The sequence below is a fragment of the Nocardioides silvaticus genome (genome assembly GCF_003160695.1).
In the GTDB taxonomy this organism is placed as follows: domain Bacteria; phylum Actinomycetota; class Actinomycetes; order Propionibacteriales; family Nocardioidaceae; genus Nocardioides; species Nocardioides silvaticus.
In genome coordinates this window covers 84886-106911 of the sequence record NZ_QGDD01000005.1, presented here as the reverse complement: position 1 = coordinate 106911, position 22026 = coordinate 84886, and the positions used below count along the sequence as shown (strand labels likewise).

Below are 22026 nucleotides of genomic sequence, written 5' to 3'. Positions count from 1 at the left end.
CTGCCACACCGGCCCGACTCAGAGGCTGACGGCCCCGGTGATCGTCGTCCGGGTGTCGCCGCCGATCCAGATGACGTCGGCGTCCGCCGGGTCGGAGTCGACGTGGATCCGTCCGGCCCGGCCGATCGCGGTGCCCTGCGCGGCGACGTACGACCGCGGCAGCGTGCCGTCGCCGATCAGCCACTGGGCGAGCCCGGCGTTGAGGGACCCGGTGACCGGGTCCTCGGGGATGCCGGCGTGCGGCGCGAACCCGCGCACCTCGACCTGCGCCTCGCCGCCCTCGGGGTGCGGGCCGACGACCCCGATGTCGAGACCCTCGCCGAACGCCGAGAAGTCCGGGGTGAGCGCCAGCACCGCGTCCGCGTCCCGAAGCCGTACGGCGACCCAGCCCGCGCCGTTGTCGACCCACCGGCTGTCGAGGACCGCGGCCCGGTCGATGCGCAGCGCGCGGACGATGCGGTCCAGGTCGATGGCCTCGACCGGGCCGGAGCGGATCAGCGGCGGGGCGGCGAACGCCAGCCGCTCGGTGCGGCGCAGCCGGACCAACCCGATCCCGCACTCCTGCACCAGCTGCCCGCCCTTCGGAACCCCGCCCGCCTCGAGCCACGCGTGGGCGGACCCCAGCGTCGGGTGGCCGGCGAAGGCCAGCTCGCCACCGGGGGTGAAGATCCGCAACCGGTAGTCGGCCGCGGGGTGGGTGGGTGTGAGCAGGAACGTCGTCTCCGAGAGGTTCGTCCACCGCGCGAACGCCGCCATCTGCTCGTCGGTCAGCCCCTCGGCGTCGTGGACGACCGCGACCGGGTTGCCGCTCAGCGCGGCGCTGCCGAAGACGTCGACCTGCCGGAACGGCCGGCCCGTCGGTCGCGCCGGCCGGCCGCTGACCGCGGCGGCGACCGCCGTCCGCGCGGGGTCGAGCTCGATCCCGAGCCGGCCGAGGACTGCCTGTGTCGTGCCGCTCTCCGCGCGCAGCAGGCCGAGCAACAGGTGCGCGCTGCCGATGCTGTCGTGACCGAGCCGAGCGGTCTCGCGCAGCGTCGCCTCCAGCGCCGCCTTGCTCTCGGTCGCGAACGGCACCTGCTTGACCTGGGGCTGGCGCCGCTTGCGGCGCGCGGTGGCCGGCGGAGGCGGTGGGGTCGCGTCGAGGTGGGCGGCCACCGTCCGCTCGGCCTCGGCGGGGTCGATCCCCAGCGCCTCGAGCACCTCGCGCACCCGGCCGTCCTCGACCCGCAGCACGGCCGCGAGCAGGTGCTCGGGCCCGATCTCGGTCGCCCCCGCCAGGATCGCCTGTCGCTGGGCGTCGACGAGCGCCTCGCGCGCCGGCCCCGTGAACCGCTCGAACATGGCGTCGAGCCTAGGTCGCCGCCGCCGCGGCGAGCGGGCGAGGGGTCAGCCCACCGGGCCCACCGGACCGACGAAGGGCAGCACGACCATGCACGGCACCGGCTTCCTGTGCGCCGGGTCGAGCGTGTTGAGGACGACCTGGGCCGCCACCGGGTCCGCCGCGATCTCGAAGTGCTCGCTGAGGTCGGTCTTGCAGAGGTCCTGCACGACGATGTTGCGCATCCCCGGCTCGCGCCCGCTCGTCCAGGGCACGACCAGCTGGTCGTACCTGGTCATGATGTTGGTGTACTCGATGTCGCCGACGAGCAGCCCGCCCTTGCGCAGCCGCTTCATGAAGTCCGAGCTGGCGGCGTACTGCCCGCAGGCCTGGCAGGTCGGGATGGCGTCCTCGTCGAAGCCGAAGACCTTGCCGAGCAGCCGGAACGCGTTGGCGATCTTGGTGCCGCGCCACAACGGTGCGAGCGAGATGTAGTTCTTCACGTACGGCGCGCCGCCCAGGAACTTCACGTAGTACTGGGGGACGACGGTGCCCTCCGAGTGGCCGACGATGTCGACCTGCTCGGCCCCCGTCGCGTCGAGCACGCGGTCGACGAACTCCTTGAGCTGCTGTGCGCTGCCCTCCATCGCCGCGAGCCCGCCGAGCTGGTCCTGGATGGGCAGCGCGTCGGGCAGCACCCCGTAGGTCAGCGCGAAGACGCAGTAGCCGTGGTTGGCCAGCAGCGGCGAGTAGGTCTGCCAGTTGGTGTTCTTGTTGCCGGCCGTCCCGTGCACGAGGACGACGGGACGCGGGTGCTGCTCGGTCGGCCGGCACGACCAGTCGTTGCCGCCGGGCGGGTCGGCGTCGATCCGGCCACCGGCCGTGACGGCGCTCAGGAGGAAGTTGTAGCTGACCCGCAGGTCACCGTCGGCTCCACCGGCTTCCCCTCGATCGGCGTAGCCGGCCGGCGCGAGGCCGCCGAGGAGTCCGACGAGGGCGACGATCGCGGTGACGGCCCTGCACAGGTGACGACGGCTCATGGGTTCCTCCGCTCTTCCGAGGAGCACAACTCCGGTCACCCGACACGGGTCACGCGGCGGATCAGCAGGCGTCGCCGTACGTCCCCCGGGAGAGCGCCGCGCCCTTCGGCGCGGTCCTGCCCCGCTTCAGGTCGTAGCCGCGCACCCAGTCGACCTTGACGACGGCTTTCCTCATCTCGGCGGTCCCGTCACCGACCAGGCTCATCCGGACCGTGAGCGGCACCCGCGGCACGGCCGCGCGGGCCGCGAGCGAGGCGATCGACCGGCCGTCGGAGAACCAGGTGATCCGGCGGTCGCGCACCTCGACGGCGAACGTGTGGGGGGTGCCGTCCTGCCGGTAGCCGCCGAAGGTCCTGCTCCACGCGGCTGCCCCGGCGTTGACGCCGACGGTGAGTCGGTCGTCGCCCGGTGAGAACCGGGCGACGGTGACGTTGTGCGCCCCGCAGTCGTACCCGGCGGGGTCCGCAGGCACCAGCTCCACGAGGAACGTGTAGTCGCGCCCCGAGGTCTCGTGCCGGAACGAGCGGGCGGACACCTCCCAGCGGCCGCGCCGCGCCGGTTGGTCCTGCAGCAGCAGCCGCGTGTCGCCGAAGTCCGGCTCGGCGGTGCCGTTGCGGACGAGGGCGCTGTGGAACTCGACCCCGCCGCCGTACTTCGCGACGCGGCCGGTGCCGTTGCTGCGCTCGACCCACCGGCCGGCGCCGATGTCGGCGCCGCGGTACGGCGCGCTGCCGATCGACTCCCCGAACTCCCAGGCGAAGTCCCAGAGCATCCGCCCCCACCCGTAGCTCTGCGCGGACGTGCGGCCGCCGCTCGAGCGCTCGGCCTGGACGCTGATCGAGGCGTGCGGGGTCTCAGCGACCCCCGGGGCCAGCGCGGCCGGGCCGGCGACGAGCGCCGCTGCGACCACGACGCCCCGCAGCAGCCGGCTGCGGAGAGAAGGGAACACGGTCATCACCCCGCCCCCACCGTGGTCTGCACGCGGACCGGCACGGCGGAGTAGACGCCTTCGTCGCTCACCGCGTAGACGGCGTACTTGTAGGTCCGGCCGGGGTCGACGTCGAGGTCGACGTAGGTGCCGACCGCTGCGCCGAGCCGGGCGACCACCTGCGACGGGTAGGCGGCGGAGGGGTCCTCGGAGTCGCGGCCGCTGCGCCGGGCGACCACGATCGCCGCGCGCTCCTCGTCGGCCGGCGCGATCCAGGTCAGCACCACCCGGTTCGCGGCCGCGACGGCGACCAGTGCGCCGAGCGGGCGCGGGCGGTGGACGAGCCGGACTCGCAGCGGCAGCGACGGGAACCAGCCGACCCGGTCGCCGTCCTCGGTCCAGTCGGCGAGGACGACGCGGTGGAATCCGTCGGTCTGCGGCAGGGCGCCCGGTCCGAACCGGCCGACGTCCACAGTGCCGTCGCGGCCGAGCGACCCGGTCGCGACGTCCGACCACACCTCGCCGCGGCGGACCTGCACGACCACCTTGCGGCCGGCGAGGACCGGCTTGCGCTCCCCGGCGGCGGCGCGGGTGGTGTCCGCAACCAGGGAGTACGCCTCGCCGACGACCGCGAACCCCCGCGGCAGCGGCACCTCGGCGGCGGACGGGTCGGAGGGGACCACCGCCACCTCGACGTCCTGGTGCACGGTCTCGAACCGGTGGGCCGGCGTCGCGCCACGGGCCCCCGCCACCCGGAAGTAGACGCCGTTCATCGCAGGCGCGGGGAAGTCGAAGTCGAACGAGCCGTCGGCCCGCGTGCGGAACGTGGAGTCCGGGACGTCGGCCCAGGCCGCGGCCGGGTTGCCCCGCCGCTGCAGGTGGACCTCCTGCACGCCGGTGCTCCCGATGTTGCCCTGCCAGTGGACCCGCTGGCCCCCGTAGCTGCCGGACCCGGGCGTCACCTCCAACGAGGGGTTCGACCCCGCTCCACTGCTGCTCGGCGCGAGCAGCAGCGCCACCACCAGGCCGACCACCGCCGTCCACCCTGCGAGGGCACGCCCGTGCGCGCGCTCCATCCCGTTCTCCCCCAGTCGATGCCTGTCCCGAACCTCGAGCATGCGTGCCCGCGGAGGCCAGGACCAGGGGTTCGGCGGAGGTCCGTCCGAACGATGTGGGACGTCCTCCGAGATGACCAGGCGGGGCCGACCGATCAGCCGATCAGCGGGTGCGGTACGCCGGCGCCCGGGCGTCGCGCTGCTCGGCCGACCGCTCCAGCAGCGGCAGCACCCGGGGCGCGACGACGGTGCCGAGCACCACGACGCTCGTCGTCCGTACGACGGACGGGGACCGGTTGAGCTCGAGCAGCGTCTCCTGCAGGTCGGCGTGGGAGGTCGCGCCGACCTTGCAGAGCACGTCGGCGGTGCCGGTCGTCACGTGGGCCTCGAGGATCGTCGGCAGCGCCTCGAGCTCGGGCGCGAGCTGGTCGAGGGCGCCCTGAGCGATCTCGAGGGTGACGAACGCCGACACGTGCTGCCCGGCGGCCTCGAGGTCGATGTCGGGACCGTAGCCGGTGACCACCCCGGTCGTCTCGAGCCGCTGGAGGCGCGCCTGCACGGTCGCCCGCGCCACCTTCGTGATCCGGGACAGCTCGAGGACGCCCGCGCGCGGGTGGTCGCGCAGCGCCGTGAGCAGGGCCAGGTCGAGCCGGTCGAGCGCCATGCTGTCCAGTATGACCAGTCCGGACGCGTCGTACTGCACACAAATGACCACATCGACCACCTCCTGATGGTTCGGTTGAGCAGCACGGCGGTGCGGAGTTGGCTGGGACCATGACCCTCGACCAGCTCACCGACACCGAACGCCTCGCCCAGCTGAGTCTCGAGCAGCTGCACCAGCTCGTGGGCCTCGTCGAGTACGACGACAGCCACGACCCGTTCCCCGTCACCGGTTGGGACGCGGTGGTGTGGGCGGTCGGCAACGCGACCCAGTCCGCCCACTTCTTCGCCTCCGCCTTCGGCATGGACCTGGTGGCCTACTCCGGCCCGGAGACCGGCAACCGCGACCGCAAGTCCTACGTGCTCGAGAGCGGCGCGGTGCGGTTCGTCGTCGAGGGCGGCGTCCACCCCGACAGCGAGGTGATCCGCCACCATGCGCGGCACGGCGACGGCATCACCGACATCGCGCTCGAGGTGCCCGACGTCGACCGCTGCATCGCGCACGCGGTGGCGCAGGGTGCCACCGTGCTCGAGGAGCCGCACGACGTCACCGACGAGCACGGCACGATCCGCCGGGCCGCGATCGCGACGTACGGCGAGACCCGGCACACCCTGGTCGACCGCAGCCGCTACCACGGTCCCTACCTGCCCGGCTACGTCGCGCGCAGCTCGTCGATCGTGCGTCCGGACGGCGCGCCGAAGCGGCTGTTCCAAGCCCTCGACCACGTCGTCGGCAACGTCGAGCTCGGCCGGATGGACGACTGGGTGGACTTCTACCGCCGGGTGATGGGGTTCGCGAACATGGCCGAGTTCATCGGCGACGACATCGCGACTGACTACTCCGCGCTGATGAGCAAGGTGGTCGCGAGCGGCAACCACCGCGTGAAGTTCCCCCTCAACGAGCCGGCGATCGCGAAGAAGAAGAGCCAGATCGACGAGTACCTCGAGTTCTACCGCGGCCCCGGCGCCCAGCACCTGGCGCTGGCGACCAACGACATCCTCACCGCGGTGGACCGGCTGCGCGCCAACGGCATCGAGTTCCTCGACACCCCGGACTCCTACTACGAGGACCCCGAGCTGCGGGCGCGCATCGGCGAGGTCCGCGCACCGATCGAGGAGCTGCAGGAGCGCGGCATCCTCGTCGACCGCGACGAGGACGGCTACCTGCTGCAGATCTTCACCAAGCCGGTCGGCGACCGGCCGACGGTGTTCTTCGAGCTCATCGAGCGGCATGGTTCGCTGGGGTTCGGCAAGGGCAACTTCAAGGCGCTCTTCGAGGCGATCGAGCGCGAGCAGGACAAGCGCGGCAACCTTTAGGTCCCGACAAGCTCGACCACCGAGCGGAGGAGTGATCGCATGGCGCACTACCAGCGGGTGGGCGACGTACCGCCGAAGCGACACACGCAGCACCGCGACCCCGACGGCAACCTCTACTACGAGGAGCTGATGGGGGAGGAGGGCTTCTCCTCCGACTCCTCGCTGCTCTACCACCGGCACGTGCCGTCGGCGATGGTTGACGCCCGCACCTGGGACCTGCCGGACCAGGCGACCGAGTCCAACGCGCCGCTCGCGCCGCGGCACCTCCGGCTCCACGACCTGTTCCCCGGCGAGTGCTGGCGGGACGTCGACGCGGTCACCGGGCGACGGCTGGTGCTCGGCAACGCGGACGTCCGCATCAGCTACGCCGTCGTCGGGCGGCCCTCGCCGCTCTACCGCAACGCCGTCGGCGACGAGGTGGTCTTCGTCGAGAGCGGCACGGCCACCGTGGAGACGGTGTTCGGCCACCTCGACGTCGACACCGGCGACTACGTGGTGATCCCGCGCGCGACCACCCATCGCTGGGTCCCCACCACGGGCGGCGAGCCGTTGCGGCTCTACGCCATCGAGGCCAACAGCCACATCGCCCCGCCGAAGCGCTACCTCTCCCGTTACGGGCAGCTCCTCGAGCACGCGCCGTACTGCGAGCGCGACCTGCGGGTTCCCACGGGTCTCGATACGTCCTCGCCCAGGGGCTCGGACCACTCGACCACCGAGCCGGTCGAGGTCTACATCAAGCACCGCGGCAACGGGCCGGGTGGCCTGGCCGGGTCGGTGCACGTGGTGCCGCACCACCCGTTCGACGTCGTCGGCTGGGACGGCTGCCTCTACCCCTACGTGCTCAACGTCGCCGACTTCGAGCCGATCACGGGTCGCGTGCACCAGCCGCCGCCGGTGCACCAGGTCTTCGAGGGCCACAACTTCGTGGTCTGCAACTTCGTGCCCCGCAAGGTCGACTACCACCCGCTCGCGGTGCCGGTGCCCTACTACCACTCCAACGTCGACAGCGACGAGGTCATGTTCTACGTCGCCGGCGACTACGAGGCGCGCAAGGGATCGGGCATCGGCATCGGCTCGATCACGCTGCACCCCGGCGGTCACGCGCACGGTCCGCAGCCGAGCGCGATCGAGGCGAGCCTCGGCGTGGAGCGGTTCGACGAGCTGGCGGTCATGGTCGACACGTTCCGGCCGCTCGAGCTCGGTGAGGCCGGGCGGGCCGGCGACGACGGCGAGTACGCCTGGTCGTGGGCCGGCGGCCGCCGGTGATCCCTGGCGGTCCGGCCCTCGGGTCGTTCGAGAGGGACGGCGTCGCCCGGCTCGGGATGCGGTACGGCGACCGGGTGCTCGACCTCGCGCCGGCGCTCGACCGCGCCCTGTCCGAGCGGGTCGCCGGCCCGAACCTCGACCGGCTGCTCGCCGCGGGGCGGGTGGTGTGGACCGAGCTGGCCGCCGCGGTCGCCGTGCTGGAGCCGCCGGAGGAGCACCTCCACGACCTGGCCGACGTCCGGCTCCGGCTCCCGTTCACGGTCGCCGACTACGTCGACTTCTACTCCTCCGAGCACCACGCCCGGAACCTCGGGCGGATCCTCCGCCCCGGTCAGCCCGAGCTGCCGGCGAGCTGGAAGCACCTGCCGGTCGGCTACCACGGCCGGGCCGGCACGGTCGTCGTCTCCGGCACCGACGTCGTCCGGCCGCGCGGGCAGCGGGTCTCGACAAGCTCGACCACCGGGGACCCGGTGTTCGGGCCCACGGTGAAGCTGGACATCGAGGCGGAGGTCGGGTTCGTCGTCGGCACCCCCTCGGCGCTCGGGACCCCCGTCCCCCTGGGGGCGTTCGCCGACCACGTGTTCGGCGTCTGCCTCGTCAACGACTGGTCGGCGCGGGACATCCAGGCCTGGGAGTACCAGCCGCTCGGACCGTTCCTCGGCAAGTCCTTCGCCACCTCGGTCTCTGCGTGGGTGACGCCGCTCTCCGCTCTCGAGGCGGCCCGGGTCGCACCACCGCCCCGGGACCCGCGTCCGCTGCCCTACCTCGACGACACCGGCGCGTCGCCGTACGGCCTGGACCTGCGGCTGGCGGTGCGGCTGAACGGCCACCTGGTGGCGGAGCCGCCGTTCGCGCAGATGTACTGGACGGCCGCGCAGCAGCTGGCGCACCTCACCGTCAACGGGGCGTCGCTGCGCACCGGCGACCTGTTCGCCTCCGGCACGGTCAGCGGCCCGGAGCCCCACCAACGCGGTTCCCTCGTCGAGCTCTCGTGGAACGGCACCGAGCCGATCACGCTGCCCGACGGCAGCGTCCGCACCTTCCTCGAGGACGGGGACGAGGTCGTGATCACCGCGACCGCTCCCGCGGTCGGCGGCGGGTCCCTCGAGCTGGGCGAGGTGCGCGGTCGCATCGTTCCGGGGTGAGGAGTGAGGAGGAGAATTGCCCGCACTGGTGCGGGATTCGCCTCCCCCGGTGGCTAGACTCGCGCGAATGACCGAGGCAGGCCGGCAGCAGGACGACTCCGTCGAGGCACTGCTCGAGGTGGTCGTGCTCAGCGCCGACGAGCTCAGCGGGTTCGCCAAGGTCGACCCGGCGACGGCGGACGAGCCGGTCGCGATCGGCGGCCGGCCGACCGAGGCCGAGCAGCAGGAGATCTCCTACGAGGAGTTCGGCGCCGCGTACGTCCGCCGGGTGCTCCACAAGGACCGCATCCTGACGATGGTCAACGAGCTGCTCGGCCCGGAGATCAGGCTCGGCCCGATCGGCGCCGGCCCGGGTCGCAGGGCCGCGACCGTCAGCGCGATCGGCACCTTCCGGCAGTGCAAGGGCGAGGAGATCCCCGGCGACCTGCTCTCCTACCGGGTGTTCCTCCCGATCAGCGTGGTCTTCGACGTCGACCTCCGGGTCGACAAGCACCGGTTCACCGCCGACGTCGTCGTGCCGATCATCCTGACCGTGCACACCATCGCGCCGCTGCGGGTGCGCATCGACATCACGGTGCCGGCCGACGACGAGGTCGCACTCACCCTGCAGAGCGACACCCGGCGCGGCGCGGTGCTGCAGAAGCTCGCCGGCCTCGAGAGCGAGCTGCGCCGGTTCCTGGTGAAGGTCGTGCGCACCGAGCTCGCCAAGCCGTACGTACGACGCGCCACCGACTTCGACATGGCCGCGCTCATCGACGACGCCTGGCCCGGCATCGCCGCCGTGATCCTCCCGCGGGGGCCGGAGGACCGGCTCGGCTAGCCGCTCCGGCCGGCCGGTCCGCCGCGCGCGGAACGGTCAACGGGGACTCAACCCGGACTCAACCCGCGGTGGGGACCGTGGTCTCGACATCCATCGACGAGACCCAGGAGCACCACCATGGCGCCACCGAGGGCGAGGGAACACCCTCGCCACACCCCTTCCCGACGCGGCCGAGCCCTCGCGCTCGTCGCCGCGACGACCCTCCTGCTCGGCTTCGCCGGCAGTGCGACCGCAGGTGTGGTCGTCACCGGCAAGCAGATCAAGGACGGGACGATCACCAGCGCGGACCTGCGTGACGCCGACCTGCAGGGGCAGGACTTCCGCGACGCGGCCCTGACCCAGGACGACTTCGACACCCTCGTCATCGGCCCCTCGGGCCCGAAGGGCGACCAGGGTCCGCAGGGAACGCCGGGCAGCGCCGGGCTCGTCTACGTCATCGAGCCGATGGCGATCCCGAAGAAGGCCACCCGGACCTGGGGCGCGAAGTGCCCCGCCGGCACCCGCGTGCTCTCCGGAGGGGGCTCCGCCGCCACCACCGGCATCGCCCTCCTGACGGAGACCGCGCCGATCGACGACGCCGGCACCGGCTGGTGGGTCGGCATCCGCAACGAGACCAACAGCAGCATCACGGGCTATGCCTGGGCGCTGTGCGTGGCCGCGTCATGAGCACCGCAGCCCGCACCAGGAAGAAGGAGGAGGACATGAAGCACGAGAAGTTCCGCAAGCTGGCGGCATCGACGCTGGTCGTCGGCGCACTCGGCGCGGCGCTGGGTGTCACCGGCGGCGCCCACGCCGCCGGCCTGATCACCGGTCAGCAGATCAAGGACGCGACCGTCACGACGAAGGACGTCCGCAACGGCACCGTCGGCACCGAGGACGTGGCGAACGGCAGCATCACGCCTGCCGACATCACGGGCGAGATCAGCGGCCCGAAGGGCCCGCAGGGCGAGCAGGGACTGACCGGTGCCCCGGGTCTCGCCTTCCACAGCTTCGCCGCAGCGCCGGCGGTCGACCTGCCCCCCGGAGGGGTCGCCACGTTCGTCGCGACCTGCGACCCGGGCCTGATCGCGGTCGGCGGCGGTGCCTTCACCCAGCGGCCGGGGCGCCGGCTGTGGGTGCTCGAGAGCGCGCCGCTCGGGCCGACCGGTGCCGAGCGCGGCTCGTGGGTGGCGCGGGTCCGCAACAACACCACGATCACCGTCCACACCCAGACCTGGGCCATCTGCGCGGAGGTGAAGTGATGGGCGGCAGGAACCTGCGGCGCGTCCGCTTCGTGCTGGTCGCCGCCCTGCTGCTGCTGGGGGTCACGGCGGGCAGCGCGACGGCCGGCGCCCTCATCACCGGGGCCCGGATCAAGGACGGCACCGTCGCCGGCGTCGACGTCCGCGACCAGAACCTGACCGGCGCCGACGTCGGCGACGGGAAGCTGACCATCAACGACGTGGGCGGACTCGCGCCCGGCCCCAAGGGCGACGCCGGGGCCCCCGGCTATCCCGGGGCCGACGGGGTGCCGGGCCTCGTCCAGCGCAGTGCCCCGCGCACCCTCGAGCCGGGCGAGCAACTGTCGTGGGTGGTCTTCTGCAACACCGGCGAGGCTGCCGTCAGCGGCGGGGTGTCCTCCGAGCGTCCCGACCTGGTCACGGTCGTGCGCTCCTTCGCCGACGGCTTCTTCTGGTCGGTCGAGGTCCTCAACGACTCGACGACGCAGGTCCGCGTCCACGGCTGGGCGATGTGCATCCCGGTCTAGCAGCTCCCGTCGAGTAGGCCGGGCCGCGTCGTCCGGAGGTCCACGAGACCTCCACGGCTCTTCCACGTCCGACGGCAACCGTGGTGCCACCACAAGGCAACCACCAAGGAGCACCACGATGGCCGTACGACGGGCAACGGATCGCCCTCACCACCCAGCCACATCGGGTCGCGCTCTCGTCCTCGCAGCCATGACGACCATGCTGCTCGGGTTCGCCGGGAGCGCGACCGCAGGTGTGGTCGTGACGGGCAAGCAGATCAAGGACGGATCGATCACGAACGCCGACCTGAAGGACGCGAGCCTGCAGGGCCGGGACGTCCAGGACGGGTCTCTCACCCAGTCCGACTTCACCATGCCCGTGATCGGGCCGGTCGGCCCGAAGGGCGAGCAGGGCGTGGACGGGACGCCCGGCCGCGCCGGTCTCGTCTACGTCGTCGAGCCGATGAGCATCCCCAAGGGCGCGACCCGGACCTGGGAGGCGAAGTGCCCCTCCGGCACCCGGGTGATCTCGGGCGGGGGATCGGCCGGCACGTCGGCCATCACCCTGCTGACCGAGTCGGCGCCGATCGACGACGCGGGCTCCGGCTGGTGGGTCGGGATCGAGAACCAGGCGAAGGGCACGGTGGCCGGATACGCCTGGGCGCTGTGCGTGACGGCGCCGTGAGCGCCAGGGGGAAGGTGGCCATCGAGAAGGGCCGCCGCCTGACCGGCTCGCTGCTCGTCGTCTGCGTGCTCGGCACGGCCCTCGGTGTCGCCGGCGGCGCGCAGGCGGCCGGACTCGTCACCGGCAAGCAGATCAAGGACGGCACGGTCACGACCAAGGACGTCCGGGACGCGACGATCACGACCGACGAGGTCGAGGGCAGCAGCATCACCCCGGTCGACATCGCCGGGGACGTCCGCGGTCCGAAGGGACCCCAGGGTGACCTGGGAGCCACCGGAGCTCCGGGCCTCGAGGTCGTGGACTTCGCCGAGGCGACCCTCGACCTCGCCGCCGGCGCCTCGGGGGTCCGGACCGCAACCTGCCCGCCGGGCCTGGTGGCCGTCAGCGGCGGCCCCGCCGCGGCTCAGGGAAGCCCGGTCCGGGTGCTCGACAACGCGCCGTACGGCACCGTCGGCAACGAGCGCCGCTCCTGGGTCACCCGGGTCCAGAACGACAGCCCCGTCACGGTGCGCGTGGACATCTGGGCCGCTTGCGCGGAGGTGCGCTGATGAGCATCCTGACTGCGACGAACGCGGAGCGCGTCCGCGTCGTGCTGGTCGCGACCCTGCTCCTGCTGGCGCTCACCGCCGGCAGCGCCACCGCCGGAGCGCTCATCACCGGGAAGCGGATCAAGGACGACACCGTCGCCGGCGTCGACGTCCGGGACCAGAACCTCACCGGTCGCGACGTGCGCGACGGCTCCCTGGACCCGACCGACGTCGGTGCCCTGGAGCCTGGCCCCCAGGGCGACCGGGGCCTGCCGGGATTCCCCGGCGCCAACGGGCTCCCCGGCCTGGTCCAGCGCAACGCCCCCCGCACCGTGCAGCCGAAGGAGCAGCTGCGCTGGACGGTCCAGTGCGGGCCGGGCGAGGCGTCCATCAGCGGAGGCGTCTCCTCCGATCGGCCGGACTCGGTGACGACGGCGCTGTCCTTCGTCGACGGGATCCACTGGACCGTCGAGGTGCGGAACGACGCCAACGTCCCGGTGAGCGTCTACGGGTGGGTCCTGTGCGTCCCCGCGTAAAGGAAGCAGAATCCGGGTGGACGTGGCCGCCGCGCCGCTTACGCTGACCGCCATGGAGCCCGCGTTCGGCGTCCTCGGCCCGCTGCTGGTGCGGGATCCCGCAGGCGACCCGGTCCCGATGGGCGGCCAGAAGCCACGTGAGCTCCTGGCCGCCCTCGTGCTGCACCGCGGGCAGATCCTCCCCGTCGACCGGCTGGTCGACCATCTCTGGGGCGAGGCCGCGAGCGCAGGTGCGGCGACCACGCTGCGCACGTACGTCGGTCAGGTCCGCCGGATCCTCGACCGGGCGGCGGTGCCGGCCACCCTGGAGAGCAGGGGCGGCGGCTACTGCTTCGACACCGACCCGACGGCCGTCGACGCCGAGCTGTTCGAGCGGCAGGTCCGCGAGGGCCAGCGCGTCACCGCGACCGACGGCCCGGCCGCGGCGGACGAGGTCCTCGGCCGCGCGCTCGACCTCTGGCGCGGCGACGTGCTCGTCGACCTCGGCCCGCCGGAGTTCGCCGCGCAGGCGGTGCTCCACCTCGGCGAGCTGCGGCTCGTCGCCTGGGAGACCTGGCTCGACGCGCAGCTGGCACTCGGCCGGCACCGGGCCGTGGTCACCCGGCTCCAGGCGCTCGTCGACGAGCACCCGTTCCGGGAGCGCTTCTCGGCCCAGCTGATGCTCGCGCTCTACCGCTCCGGCCGGCAGGCCGACGCGCTCGCCGTCTCCGCTGCGACCCGGCTCCGGCTGGCCGAGGAGCTCGGCCTCGACCCCAGCCCCGAGCTCCGCGACCTGGAGACCTCGATGCTCCAGCAGGACCCTGACCTGGACGCGGTCGGCGCCGCGGAAGCCACCCAACGCTGGTCCACCGTCTCGACCGCGGTCTCCGCAGCCGCCGCGGGCCCCGCGGCGCCTGGTCTCGAGGCCCACGCGGCGCGCTCCCTGGCCCAGGGCCACATGGAGCTCCTCGAGCGCGAGCACGAGCGGGCCCGGCTCTCCGAGGCCATCGCCGCAGCCGCACGGGGGGAGGGGTCCGGCCTCGCCGTCGCGGGTGATGCCGGCACCGGCAAGTCCACGCTGGTCCAGGTCGCCTGCGCCGACGGGCCGCGGATCCGTCTGCTGCGCAGCGGCTGCGAGGCACTCAGCACGCCGCGCAGCCTCGGGCCGCTGCGCGACATCGCCACCGAAGCCGGCTTCACCACGGTGCTGGGCGAGGACGACGTCGTCCTGACCCAGGTGTGCGAGGACGTGCTCCGGGCGCTGACCGAGGAGCCGACCGTGCTCGTCGTCGAGGACCTGCACTGGGTCGACGCCGCCACCGCCGACGTGCTGCGGTTCGTCGCCCGCCGCATCGGCACCGCGCCGCTCGCCCTGCTCGTCACCTACCGCGAGCACGAGATCGGGCCGCGGCACCCGGCGCGCCAGCTGCTCGGCGACATGGCCAACCACGAGCGTTTGAGCACGCTGACGCTGGCCCCACTGTCCGAGGACGGGGTGCGCCGCCTGGTGGAGGGGAGCGGGCTGGACCCGCACCAGGTGCACCGGCTCGCCGGCGGCAACCCGTTCTTCGTCACCGAGATCGTGAAGGACCCGGACCGGCCGTTGCCGCGGACCGTCCGCGACGCGGTGCTGGCGCGGACGGCCGACGTCACCGACGCCGACCTCGAGGTGCTGCAGCTGGTGGCGACCGCGCCCGACCGGCTCGACGACCGCGTGTTGCCCGTGCTTGACCTCGACCTCTCGGCGTTCGGCCGGCTCGAGGACACCGGGCTGCTCACCCATGCGCGCGGCGGGTTGGCCTTCCGCCACGAGCTCGCGCGTCAGGCGATCGAGAGCACCATCCCGATCGGCGCTGCGCCCAGGCTGCACCTGCGCGTCGTGGACGCCCTCGAGCGGGCCGGGGTGGTCGAGCCCGCGGTCCTCACCCACCACGCCGTCGCTGCCCGCGACGCCGAGCGGGCGCACCGCTACGCCATCGCCGCCGCGGACGAGTCGGTGCGGTCGGGCGCCCACCACGAGGCGGCGGCGTTCCTCCAGGTCGCGATCGACCACCTGCGCAGCACCGATCCCGCCGAGCGGGCTGCGCTCCTCCAGCGGCTCAGCTTCGAGCAGTACACCGTGAACACGCTGCCGGACGCCATCGCCAGCGCTCGCGCGACGGTGCCCCTGTGGCGTGCGGCCGGTGACGAGGCAGGGGTCGCCGCCGCGCACGAGCGGATCGCGGTGATGGAGTATTTCAGCGCGCACGGCGACGAGGCCGAGGACCTCGCGGACCGCGCGGCCCGCATCGCTGCGGACAGCGGGGCGAAGCTGGCGCACGGGTCGGCCCTCGCCACGCGGGCGTTCCTCGCCTACCACCGCAGCGACCTCGAGCTCGCGATGGCGTGCACGCAGCAGGCCGGGGCGCTCGCCGACGAGGTGGACGAGGAGTTCCTCCGGTCCCGGGCGCAGCTGATCCAGCACTTCGCGGCGCTGGCCACCGACGACCCGGCCGCTCGGGAGCCCCTGGCCGAGCACATCGAGCACGTGCGGCTGCAGGGGTGGGACGACATGGCGTCGACCGGCTACTCCCAGCTGGTGACACTCGACCTCGAGCACCGCCGGCTGTCGGAGGCCGACCGGGTGCTGGCGACGTCGCTGCCGTTCGCCGACGAGCGCGGCATCGAGATCTGCAGCTACTGGCAGACCAGCGTGCGCGCTCGGCTGCGGCACGCGCGTGGCGAGTGGGACGACGCCCTGGCCGACGTCGAGAAGGTCCTGGAGGGCACGAGCATGCCGGTGGCCCACCTGTGGCCGTCCCTCGTCGCCGCCCTGGTCTCCCTGCGCCGGACGGGCGAGCCCGACCGGTCTGCCCTCGGCCGCGCGTGGGAGCTGATGCGCACCATCGACGAGCCGCTGCGGAGGCTCCCGGTCTTCTCGGCCCTGGCCGAGGTGATGTGGCTGACCGGCGTGCCTGACGACCGGGTGACCGGCCAGGCGCCGCAGGAGCTGGCGGCGGTCCGCACGGTCCGCGGCGCGCACTGGGTGGTCGGCGAGCTGGGCGCGTGGCTCGACCGGCTCGGGATCCCGGTCGAGCGCGGGTCCGTGCCGGCCCCGTTCGCCCTGGCTGCGGAGGGCCGCACCGACGAGGCCGCCGCGTGGTGGGCCGGCAACGGTGAGCCCTACGCCGAGGCCCTGGTGCTGGCCGACTCCGGCGAGGAGCGGCACCGGGCGCGCGCCGTACGGCTGATGGAGGACCTGGGCGCCCGCGCGGCGGCCGCGCGGGTCCGCGACGGCATGCCGGTCACGCCTGCCGACCGGCGTTGAGAAGGGCCTCCACAGGACCTCAACCCGATCTCAACGGGCCCCGACGAACCTCTTCCTCAGAACCCCGAACTCTGAGGAGAAACCATGAGCACCACCCCGACCGCTCCGGTCGCCGCCGGCACCGACTGGGTCACGGTGAAGCAGAAGCACCGCGCGATGTGGGCCGCCGGCGACTACCCCGCCGTGGTCCGCGACCTGATCACCCCCGTCGGTGAGGTCCTGGTCGACGCCTGCGGCATCGAGGCCGGCCAGTCCGTGCTCGACGTCGCCGCCGGCACCGGCAACGCCGCGATCCCCGCCGCCGTGCGCGGCGCGAAGGTCGTCGCTTCCGACCTCACCCCCGAGCTGTGCGCCGAGGGCATGCGCGAGGCGCACCGTCGCGGCGTCGAGCTGTACTGGCACGACGCCGACGCCGAGGACCTGCCGTACGACGACGGCGAGTTCGACGTCGCCTTCTCCTCGGTCGGCGTGATGTTCGCGCCGCGGCACCAGCGTGCGGCCGACGAGATGCTCCGCGTGATCCGTCCCGGCGGCACCTTCGGCGTCCTCAACTGGACCCCCGAGGGCTTCATCGGCCAGATGTTCCAGGCCATGAAGCCGTTCGCGCCCGTGGCACCGGCCGGCGCCATGCCCCCGCCGCTGTGGGGCGACCCGGCGTACGTCGAGAAGCTGCTCGGCGACCGCGTCGAGTCCGTCACGTGGGAGCGCCAGCAGCTCGTCGTGACCCACTTCGCCACTGCCGCGGAGGTGCTCGACTACTTCAAGCGGAGCTACGGCCCCACGATCGTCACCTACCGCCACGCCGAGTCCCAGGGCACGGCCGCCGAGCTCGACGCCGCGCTGCTCGCCGTGATGAACGACCACCTGACCGTCGTCGACGGTCGCCCGACCATGCACTGGGAGTACCTGGTGCTGACCGCGAAGCGCGCCTGAAGGCGCCCGCCCGGATGCAGAGGAACCGCCATGTTCGCCCACCCCCTCCCCGACCCCGAGAGCCGCACCGAGCGGCGTAAGCGCCGCCCCCGGCGCAGCGACCGGCCCTCGGCCGGCCGCGGCCTCGCCGCCGCCGGCGTCGTCCTGGTCCACGACCGCCGGCTCTGAGCCGGCATCCCACGAGTCCCCACGAGAAACCCAAGAGAACCGACACAGAAAGATCCACCGATGAACACCTTTCGCATCATCCGTAACGTCCTCCCCGCAGCTGCGCTGATCGCGCTGCCGCTGGGCCTCGCCCCCCACGCCTCCGCTGCCGCCCCTGCCGGCACGAAGGTGACCATCGACCGCGCCGGCTCCGACCTGTTCGGCACCGTGTCGAGCAGCCGCGCCGCCTGTGAGGGCAACCGCACGGTCGTGCTCTACAAGCAGATCGGCACCAAGGGCGGCGGCAACGACGTCCGGGTCGTCTCCGACACCACCGAGGTCCAGAACGGCGTCGGCGTGTGGAGCACCGGCAACACCGGCCAGGCCGGGAAGTTCTACGCGAAGGTCAAGAAGACCGCGCGTTGCAAGGCGGCGGTCAGCGCGACCATCACGGTCCCGGAGAAGTGATCGCCGGCGTCACACGATGACGTCAGCACCTCCCCACAACTCAACATCTCCCCTGCAGGACGGGCGGGTGGGACCACGGTCCCACCCGCCCGTTCACCATGGGCGGGTCCCCTCGGGCGGGCTACCGTCGGGAGCATGGTCGAGAAGATCAGCGGCGAGGAGTTCACCCGGGCCGACGGCGTGGCCGAGTGGCGCGTGCTCGAGTCCGGGCAGGTCGGCACCACGTTCCGCACCGGCTCCTTCGACCGAGGCGTCGCGCTCGTCGTACGCATCGGGGAGCTGGCGGACGCCGCCGACCACCACCCCGACGTCGACCTCCGCTACCCGTCCGTGACCGTGCGGCTCTCGACCCACGAGGTCGACGGCCTCAGCGAGCGCGACGTCGCGCTGGCCCGCGAGATCACCGCCGCTGCCGCGGAGCTGGGAATCGAGGCCGAGCCCTCCGGTCCGGTCGTCGAGTAGCCCGAGCGCGCTAGCGCGAGGGCGTATCGAGACGCCTGCACTCGGGTGGCTTCCGCGGGGTTGTGGGTAGGTTGCGGCGTCTCGATACGTCGCTCGCTGCGCTCGCTCCTACTCGACGACCTGGGTGCTCGCTGCGCTCGCTCCTACTCGACGACCTGGGTGCTCGCTGCGCTCGCTCCTGCTCGACGACGTGGGCGGCGTCTCGATACGTCGCTCGCTGCGCTCGCTCCTACTCGACGACCTGGGCGCTCGCTGCGCTCCCTCCTACTCGACGACCTGAGTGCTCGCTGCGCTCGCTCCTACTCGACGACGTGGGCGGCGGTGGTCGTCGAGTAGCCCGAGCGCGCTAGCGCGAGGGCGTATCGAGACGCCTGCACTCGGGTGGTTTCCGCAGGGTTGTGGGTATGTTGCGGCGTCTCGATACGTCGCTCGCTGCGCTCGCTCCTACTCGACGACCTGAGTGCTCGCTGCGCTCGCTCCTACTCGACGACCGACGACGCTCCACGACGCCCGGCGACCGGAGTCAGCCCGCCGTGTGGCCCTGGTCGACGGTGAGGATGCTGCCGTGGACGGCGGCGGCGTCGTCGGAGGCGAGGAAGGCGACGACCCGGGCGACCTGGTCGGCGGACATGAAGCCGCGGAGGGCGGCGACGCGCATGATGAGCTCCCAGTCGGCGCCGTCGGGGACGTCGATGGTGTGCGCTTGCGGGGTGTCCATACCGCCGGGGCAGACGCAGTTGACCCGCACCGGGGTGCGGGCGTACTCGACGGCGAGGGCCTTGGTCATCCCGACGACGCCGTGCTTGGCGGCGGTGTAGGCGGCGGAGTAGGCCTCGCCGATCACGCCGGCCACGGACGCGACGTTGACGATGTTGCCGCTGCTCTCGAGCAGGTGGGGAAGCGCGGCCTGGGAGGTGAAGAAGACGCTGTCGAGGTTGACCGCGAGGTCGTTGCGCCACTGGTCACGGGTGACCTCGGTCGTACGGCGGAAGTCGTGCCGGCCGGCGTTGTTGACCAGCGCGTCGAGCCGGCCGTGCTCCGCGACGCACGCGGCCACGGCACCGGCGGCGGCGTCCGGGTCGGCCAGGTCGGCGCTGTGGGTGGAGATCGAGCCGGGCGCTTCGGCGGCGCTCGCCGCGACCTCGGACAGCCGGCCGGCGTCCCGCGCCACGGCCAGCACCTGTGCGCCCTCGGCGGCGAACAGCCGAGCGCACGCGGCGCCGAGCCCCGACGACGCGCCGGTGACGAGCACGACCTTGCCTGCGAACCGGTCCACGCCCGGAACGATAACGTGTTCTAGTTCCGGGTGGGTCGACCCGACCCCCGGTTCCGGCCAGAGGACCCGGGTACCGGACACCAATGACCGAGATCGCAATCATCATCGGAAGCACCCGGCCCAACCGGATGGGGGCGACGGTCGCCGACTGGGTCCACAAGGAGGCGGCGAGCCGTGACGCCTCCTACGACCTGATCGACCTCCGCGAGGTCGACCTCCCGTTCCTCGACGAGGGCACGCCGCCGTCGATGGGACAGTACGAGCACGAGCACACCAAGAAGTGGGCCGAGACCATCGCGCAGTACGACGGCTTCGTCTTCGTGACGCCCGAGTACAACCACGCCACCTCGGCGGCGCTGAAGAACGCGCTCGACTTCCTCTACGCGGAGTGGAACGACAAGGCGTGTGCCTTCGTGGGCTACGGCTCGCTGGGCGGCGCCCGCGCGGTCGAGAACCTGCGCGCGATCGCCAGCGAGCTCCAGATGGCCCACGTCCGCCAGCAGGTCGCCCTGTCGCTCTACAACGACTGGGAGGACTTCCAGGACTTCAAGCCGGAGCCCGCCAACGTCGAGGCGCTGGGCACGATGTTCGACCAGCTCGAGTCCTGGGCCGGCGCGCTCGCGACCGTGCGCAGCTGACCGAGCCGCAGCTGTCAGTCCGGCACGACCGCCGGCGGTGCTGCAGGATCGCCGGCCCCGGCCGAGGGGTCGATGGCCGCGTCGCCCGGGACGCCGTTGGCGGCGGGCGGGATCCGCCGCTCGAGCGCGTAGGCCATCGCCGCGATGCCGAGGCACCCGACCACCATCAGCCCGACGTACGCCGAGGCCAGGTCGTGCTCGAGCAGGAACCCCGCGACCACCGGCCCGGCGATCGCGCCGGCCTGGAACGCGCCGGCGCTGATCGCGTTGTAGCGGCCGCGGGTGTGGTCGGACGCGAGGTCGTTGGCGATCGCGGGCACCGTCGGCTGCATCAGCGTCTCGCCGAACGCGAAGACGCCCATGAAGGCCAGCATCCCGATCGCGGCGAGCGCGGAGGCGGGCACCAGCCCGGCTGCGCCGAGCAGCAGCCACGACGCCGCCCAGACGACGGCCATCACGGCGATCACGCGGGTGCGGCGGCGGCCGGAGATCCGGTTCAGCACCGTGAACTGGAGGACGACGATGACCGCGGTGTTGACGGCGAACGCGAGCCCGACGACCCGGGTCGACACCTCGGCGACCTGCCGCCCGTAGCCGGGGAACCCGGCCTCGAACTGGCCGTAGCCGACGAAGACCGCCACGAAGGTGAGCCCGCTCAGCCACAGCACCTCGGGCCGACGCAGGATCGCCCGGTAGCTCGGCGGCTCCGCCGTCCCGTCCTCGTCCGGCGGCTCGGCCCGCCCGCTGACCCGGCGCAGCGGTCCGAGCAGCAGCGCGGCCGGGATCAGGCCGGTGGCGGCGTCGAGCAGGAAGATCGCGGTGAAGGTGCTCGCGTCCGAGACGTCGACGTACAACCCGCCGACGATGCCGCCCACGCCGATGCCGAGGTTGACCAGGGCGAAGTTCACGCCGAAGTACTTCTGCCGCAGGTCGCCCTCGACCACCGCGGCGATGAGTGCGTTGAACGCCGGCCACGAGACCCCGAAGTTGATGCCGATCAGCACGAGCGCGACGGCGGCACCGGCCGGCGTGGTCGCGAAGGCGAGCAGCACGTTGCCGGCGGCCATCGAGGCGCAGCCGGCAAGCAGGACCGTGCGTGCCCCGAGCCGGTCGGTCAGCGACCCGCCCGGGCCGGTCACGACCAGCCCCGCGATCGCGATCAGGCTCATCAGGGTGCCGGACAGGCCGAGGTCGAACCCGCGCACCTCGTGGAGGTAGATGATCGTGAACGGCAGGGTCAGCCCGCGGCCGAGCGTCTGGATCGCCACGGTCGACAGCAGCCACCGACCCTCGGTCGGGAGCGACGACCAGAAGGCCCGGATCCCGATCACCCGGACATCGTGCAGCCGCCCACCGACATCGGCCGAATCGCTGGGTGGTCTGGGCGGTGGGGCCTACTCGGCTGCCGGCGCCTCGACGTCGTGCGCCCGGACCGCCTCGATCAGCTGGTCGAGCGCGGGGGCCGGCAGCGCGCCGGCCTGGCGGAACACGAGCTGGCCCTTCTTGAAGGCCATCAGCGTGGGGATCGAGGTGACCTGCGCGGCCTGCGACAACGCCTGCTCCTCCTCGGTGTTGATCGAGGCGAAGACCAGGTCGGGGTTGGCCTCGGAGGCCTTCTCGTAGATGGGGGCGAACATCCGGCACGGACCGCACCAGGACGCCCAGAAGTCCACGAGGACGACGTCGTTCTCGAGCACGGTCTGCTCGAAGGTCGAGGAGGTGAGGTCGATCGTTGCCATGATGGGCCAACGGTCGCACGGCGGGTGCTATTCCGGAAGTCGTTCCCGGGGACG

General features: G+C 72.8%; 24 protein-coding genes. 16 read left to right on the top strand and 8 right to left on the bottom strand.

Going from position 1 to position 22026, the window contains the following annotated elements; all coding sequences use genetic code 11:
- Positions 1-18: 18 nt before the first annotated feature.
- The 5 genes from DJ010_RS12280 to DJ010_RS12260 form a co-directional block, all read right to left on the bottom strand.
- Positions 19-1341 carry a PhzF family phenazine biosynthesis protein gene (locus DJ010_RS12280; RefSeq protein ID WP_109694111.1) on the bottom strand — a complete coding sequence of 441 codons (1323 nt, stop codon included), beginning with the start codon at positions 1339-1341 and terminating at the stop codon, positions 19-21.
- Positions 1342-1386: 45 nt separating this feature from the next.
- A complete protein-coding gene (locus tag DJ010_RS12275; protein WP_109694106.1) occupies positions 1387-2358 on the bottom strand; it encodes an esterase/lipase family protein in 972 nt (323 codons plus the stop codon).
- A 61-nt stretch (positions 2359-2419) separates the two neighbouring features.
- Entirely contained in the window at positions 2420-3313 is an 894-nt protein-coding gene (locus DJ010_RS12270) for a LamG domain-containing protein (protein ID WP_109694104.1), read from the bottom strand.
- Positions 3313-4362: a hypothetical protein gene (locus tag DJ010_RS12265; RefSeq protein ID WP_109694102.1), complete on the bottom strand. Its 1050-nt coding sequence runs from the start codon at positions 4360-4362 to the stop codon at positions 3313-3315. The genes DJ010_RS12270 and DJ010_RS12265 overlap by 1 nt, the downstream gene beginning before the upstream one ends.
- 142 nt (positions 4363-4504) lie before the next feature.
- Positions 4505-5005, bottom strand: a complete 501-nt coding sequence (locus tag DJ010_RS12260) for an Lrp/AsnC family transcriptional regulator (RefSeq protein WP_109694495.1) — start codon at positions 5003-5005, stop codon at positions 4505-4507.
- A gap of 110 nt (positions 5006-5115) precedes the next feature.
- Here DJ010_RS12260 and hppD point away from each other — a divergent pair, with 110 nt between their 5' ends.
- The 15 genes from hppD to DJ010_RS12190 all read left to right on the top strand — a co-directional run bounded on the left by hppD (position 5116) and on the right by DJ010_RS12190 (position 18319).
- Entirely contained in the window at positions 5116-6318 is a 1203-nt protein-coding gene (gene hppD, locus DJ010_RS12255; protein WP_109694100.1) for a 4-hydroxyphenylpyruvate dioxygenase, read from the top strand.
- Positions 6319-6357: 39 nt separating this feature from the next.
- Complete coding sequence (locus DJ010_RS12250; RefSeq protein WP_109694097.1) at positions 6358-7584, top strand: homogentisate 1,2-dioxygenase; 1227 nt, start codon at positions 6358-6360, stop codon at positions 7582-7584.
- A complete protein-coding gene (locus tag DJ010_RS12245) occupies positions 7563-8729 on the top strand; it encodes a fumarylacetoacetate hydrolase family protein (RefSeq protein ID WP_245927496.1) in 1167 nt (388 codons plus the stop codon). Before DJ010_RS12250 ends, DJ010_RS12245 begins: the two co-directional genes overlap by 22 nt.
- A 67-nt stretch (positions 8730-8796) precedes the next feature.
- On the top strand, positions 8797-9549 hold the full coding sequence (locus tag DJ010_RS12240) for a hypothetical protein (protein ID WP_109694095.1): 753 nt from the start codon (positions 8797-8799) through the stop codon (positions 9547-9549).
- Between the two features lie 117 nt (positions 9550-9666).
- A complete protein-coding gene (locus DJ010_RS12235) occupies positions 9667-10215 on the top strand; it encodes a hypothetical protein (protein ID WP_146207334.1) in 549 nt (182 codons plus the stop codon).
- A complete protein-coding gene (locus DJ010_RS12230) occupies positions 10212-10790 on the top strand; it encodes a hypothetical protein (RefSeq protein WP_146207333.1) in 579 nt (192 codons plus the stop codon). The genes DJ010_RS12235 and DJ010_RS12230 overlap by 4 nt, the downstream gene beginning before the upstream one ends.
- Positions 10790-11296: a hypothetical protein gene (locus DJ010_RS12225; protein ID WP_109694088.1), complete on the top strand. Its 507-nt coding sequence runs from the start codon at positions 10790-10792 to the stop codon at positions 11294-11296. The genes DJ010_RS12230 and DJ010_RS12225 overlap by 1 nt, the downstream gene beginning before the upstream one ends.
- A gap of 190 nt (positions 11297-11486) precedes the next feature.
- On the top strand, positions 11487-11960 hold the full coding sequence (locus tag DJ010_RS12220; protein WP_109694085.1) for a hypothetical protein: 474 nt from the start codon (positions 11487-11489) through the stop codon (positions 11958-11960).
- On the top strand, positions 11957-12508 hold the full coding sequence (locus DJ010_RS12215) for a hypothetical protein (RefSeq protein WP_146207332.1): 552 nt from the start codon (positions 11957-11959) through the stop codon (positions 12506-12508). The genes DJ010_RS12220 and DJ010_RS12215 overlap by 4 nt, the downstream gene beginning before the upstream one ends.
- Complete coding sequence (locus tag DJ010_RS12210) at positions 12508-13023, top strand: hypothetical protein (RefSeq protein WP_109694081.1); 516 nt, start codon at positions 12508-12510, stop codon at positions 13021-13023. The genes DJ010_RS12215 and DJ010_RS12210 overlap by 1 nt, the downstream gene beginning before the upstream one ends.
- A gap of 52 nt (positions 13024-13075) precedes the next feature.
- Positions 13076-16309 carry an ATP-binding protein gene (locus DJ010_RS12205; protein ID WP_146207331.1) on the top strand — a complete coding sequence of 1078 codons (3234 nt, stop codon included), beginning with the start codon at positions 13076-13078 and terminating at the stop codon, positions 16307-16309.
- Between the two features lie 84 nt (positions 16310-16393).
- Positions 16394-17242, top strand: coding sequence for a class I SAM-dependent methyltransferase (locus DJ010_RS12200; protein WP_109694076.1), 849 nt, complete (start codon positions 16394-16396; stop codon positions 17240-17242).
- Positions 17243-17272: 30 nt separating this feature from the next.
- Complete coding sequence (locus tag DJ010_RS22095) at positions 17273-17410, top strand: hypothetical protein (RefSeq protein ID WP_158283009.1); 138 nt, start codon at positions 17273-17275, stop codon at positions 17408-17410.
- Between the two features lie 60 nt (positions 17411-17470).
- Positions 17471-17857 carry a hypothetical protein gene (locus DJ010_RS12195; RefSeq protein ID WP_109694074.1) on the top strand — a complete coding sequence of 129 codons (387 nt, stop codon included), beginning with the start codon at positions 17471-17473 and terminating at the stop codon, positions 17855-17857.
- Between the two features lie 135 nt (positions 17858-17992).
- Positions 17993-18319 (top strand): 4a-hydroxytetrahydrobiopterin dehydratase, encoded by a 327-nt coding sequence (locus DJ010_RS12190; RefSeq protein ID WP_109694072.1) that lies wholly within the window; start codon positions 17993-17995, stop codon positions 18317-18319.
- Positions 18320-18842: 523 nt separating this feature from the next.
- On the opposite strand, the gene DJ010_RS12185 is transcribed toward DJ010_RS12190, so the two are convergent.
- A complete protein-coding gene (locus tag DJ010_RS12185) occupies positions 18843-19595 on the bottom strand; it encodes an SDR family NAD(P)-dependent oxidoreductase (RefSeq protein WP_109694070.1) in 753 nt (250 codons plus the stop codon).
- Between the two features lie 83 nt (positions 19596-19678).
- Here DJ010_RS12185 and DJ010_RS12180 point away from each other — a divergent pair, with 83 nt between their 5' ends.
- A complete protein-coding gene (locus DJ010_RS12180) occupies positions 19679-20233 on the top strand; it encodes an NADPH-dependent FMN reductase (protein WP_109694068.1) in 555 nt (184 codons plus the stop codon).
- A 14-nt stretch (positions 20234-20247) separates the two neighbouring features.
- Here DJ010_RS12180 and DJ010_RS12175 read toward each other — a convergent pair whose 3' ends face one another.
- Together DJ010_RS12175 and trxA are read right to left on the bottom strand one after the other, a co-directional pair.
- Positions 20248-21564 carry an MFS transporter gene (locus DJ010_RS12175; protein WP_245927491.1) on the bottom strand — a complete coding sequence of 439 codons (1317 nt, stop codon included), beginning with the start codon at positions 21562-21564 and terminating at the stop codon, positions 20248-20250.
- 63 nt (positions 21565-21627) lie between these two features.
- Positions 21628-21972, bottom strand: coding sequence for a thioredoxin (trxA, locus tag DJ010_RS12170; RefSeq protein WP_109694064.1), 345 nt, complete (start codon positions 21970-21972; stop codon positions 21628-21630).
- Positions 21973-22026 lie beyond the last annotated feature (54 nt).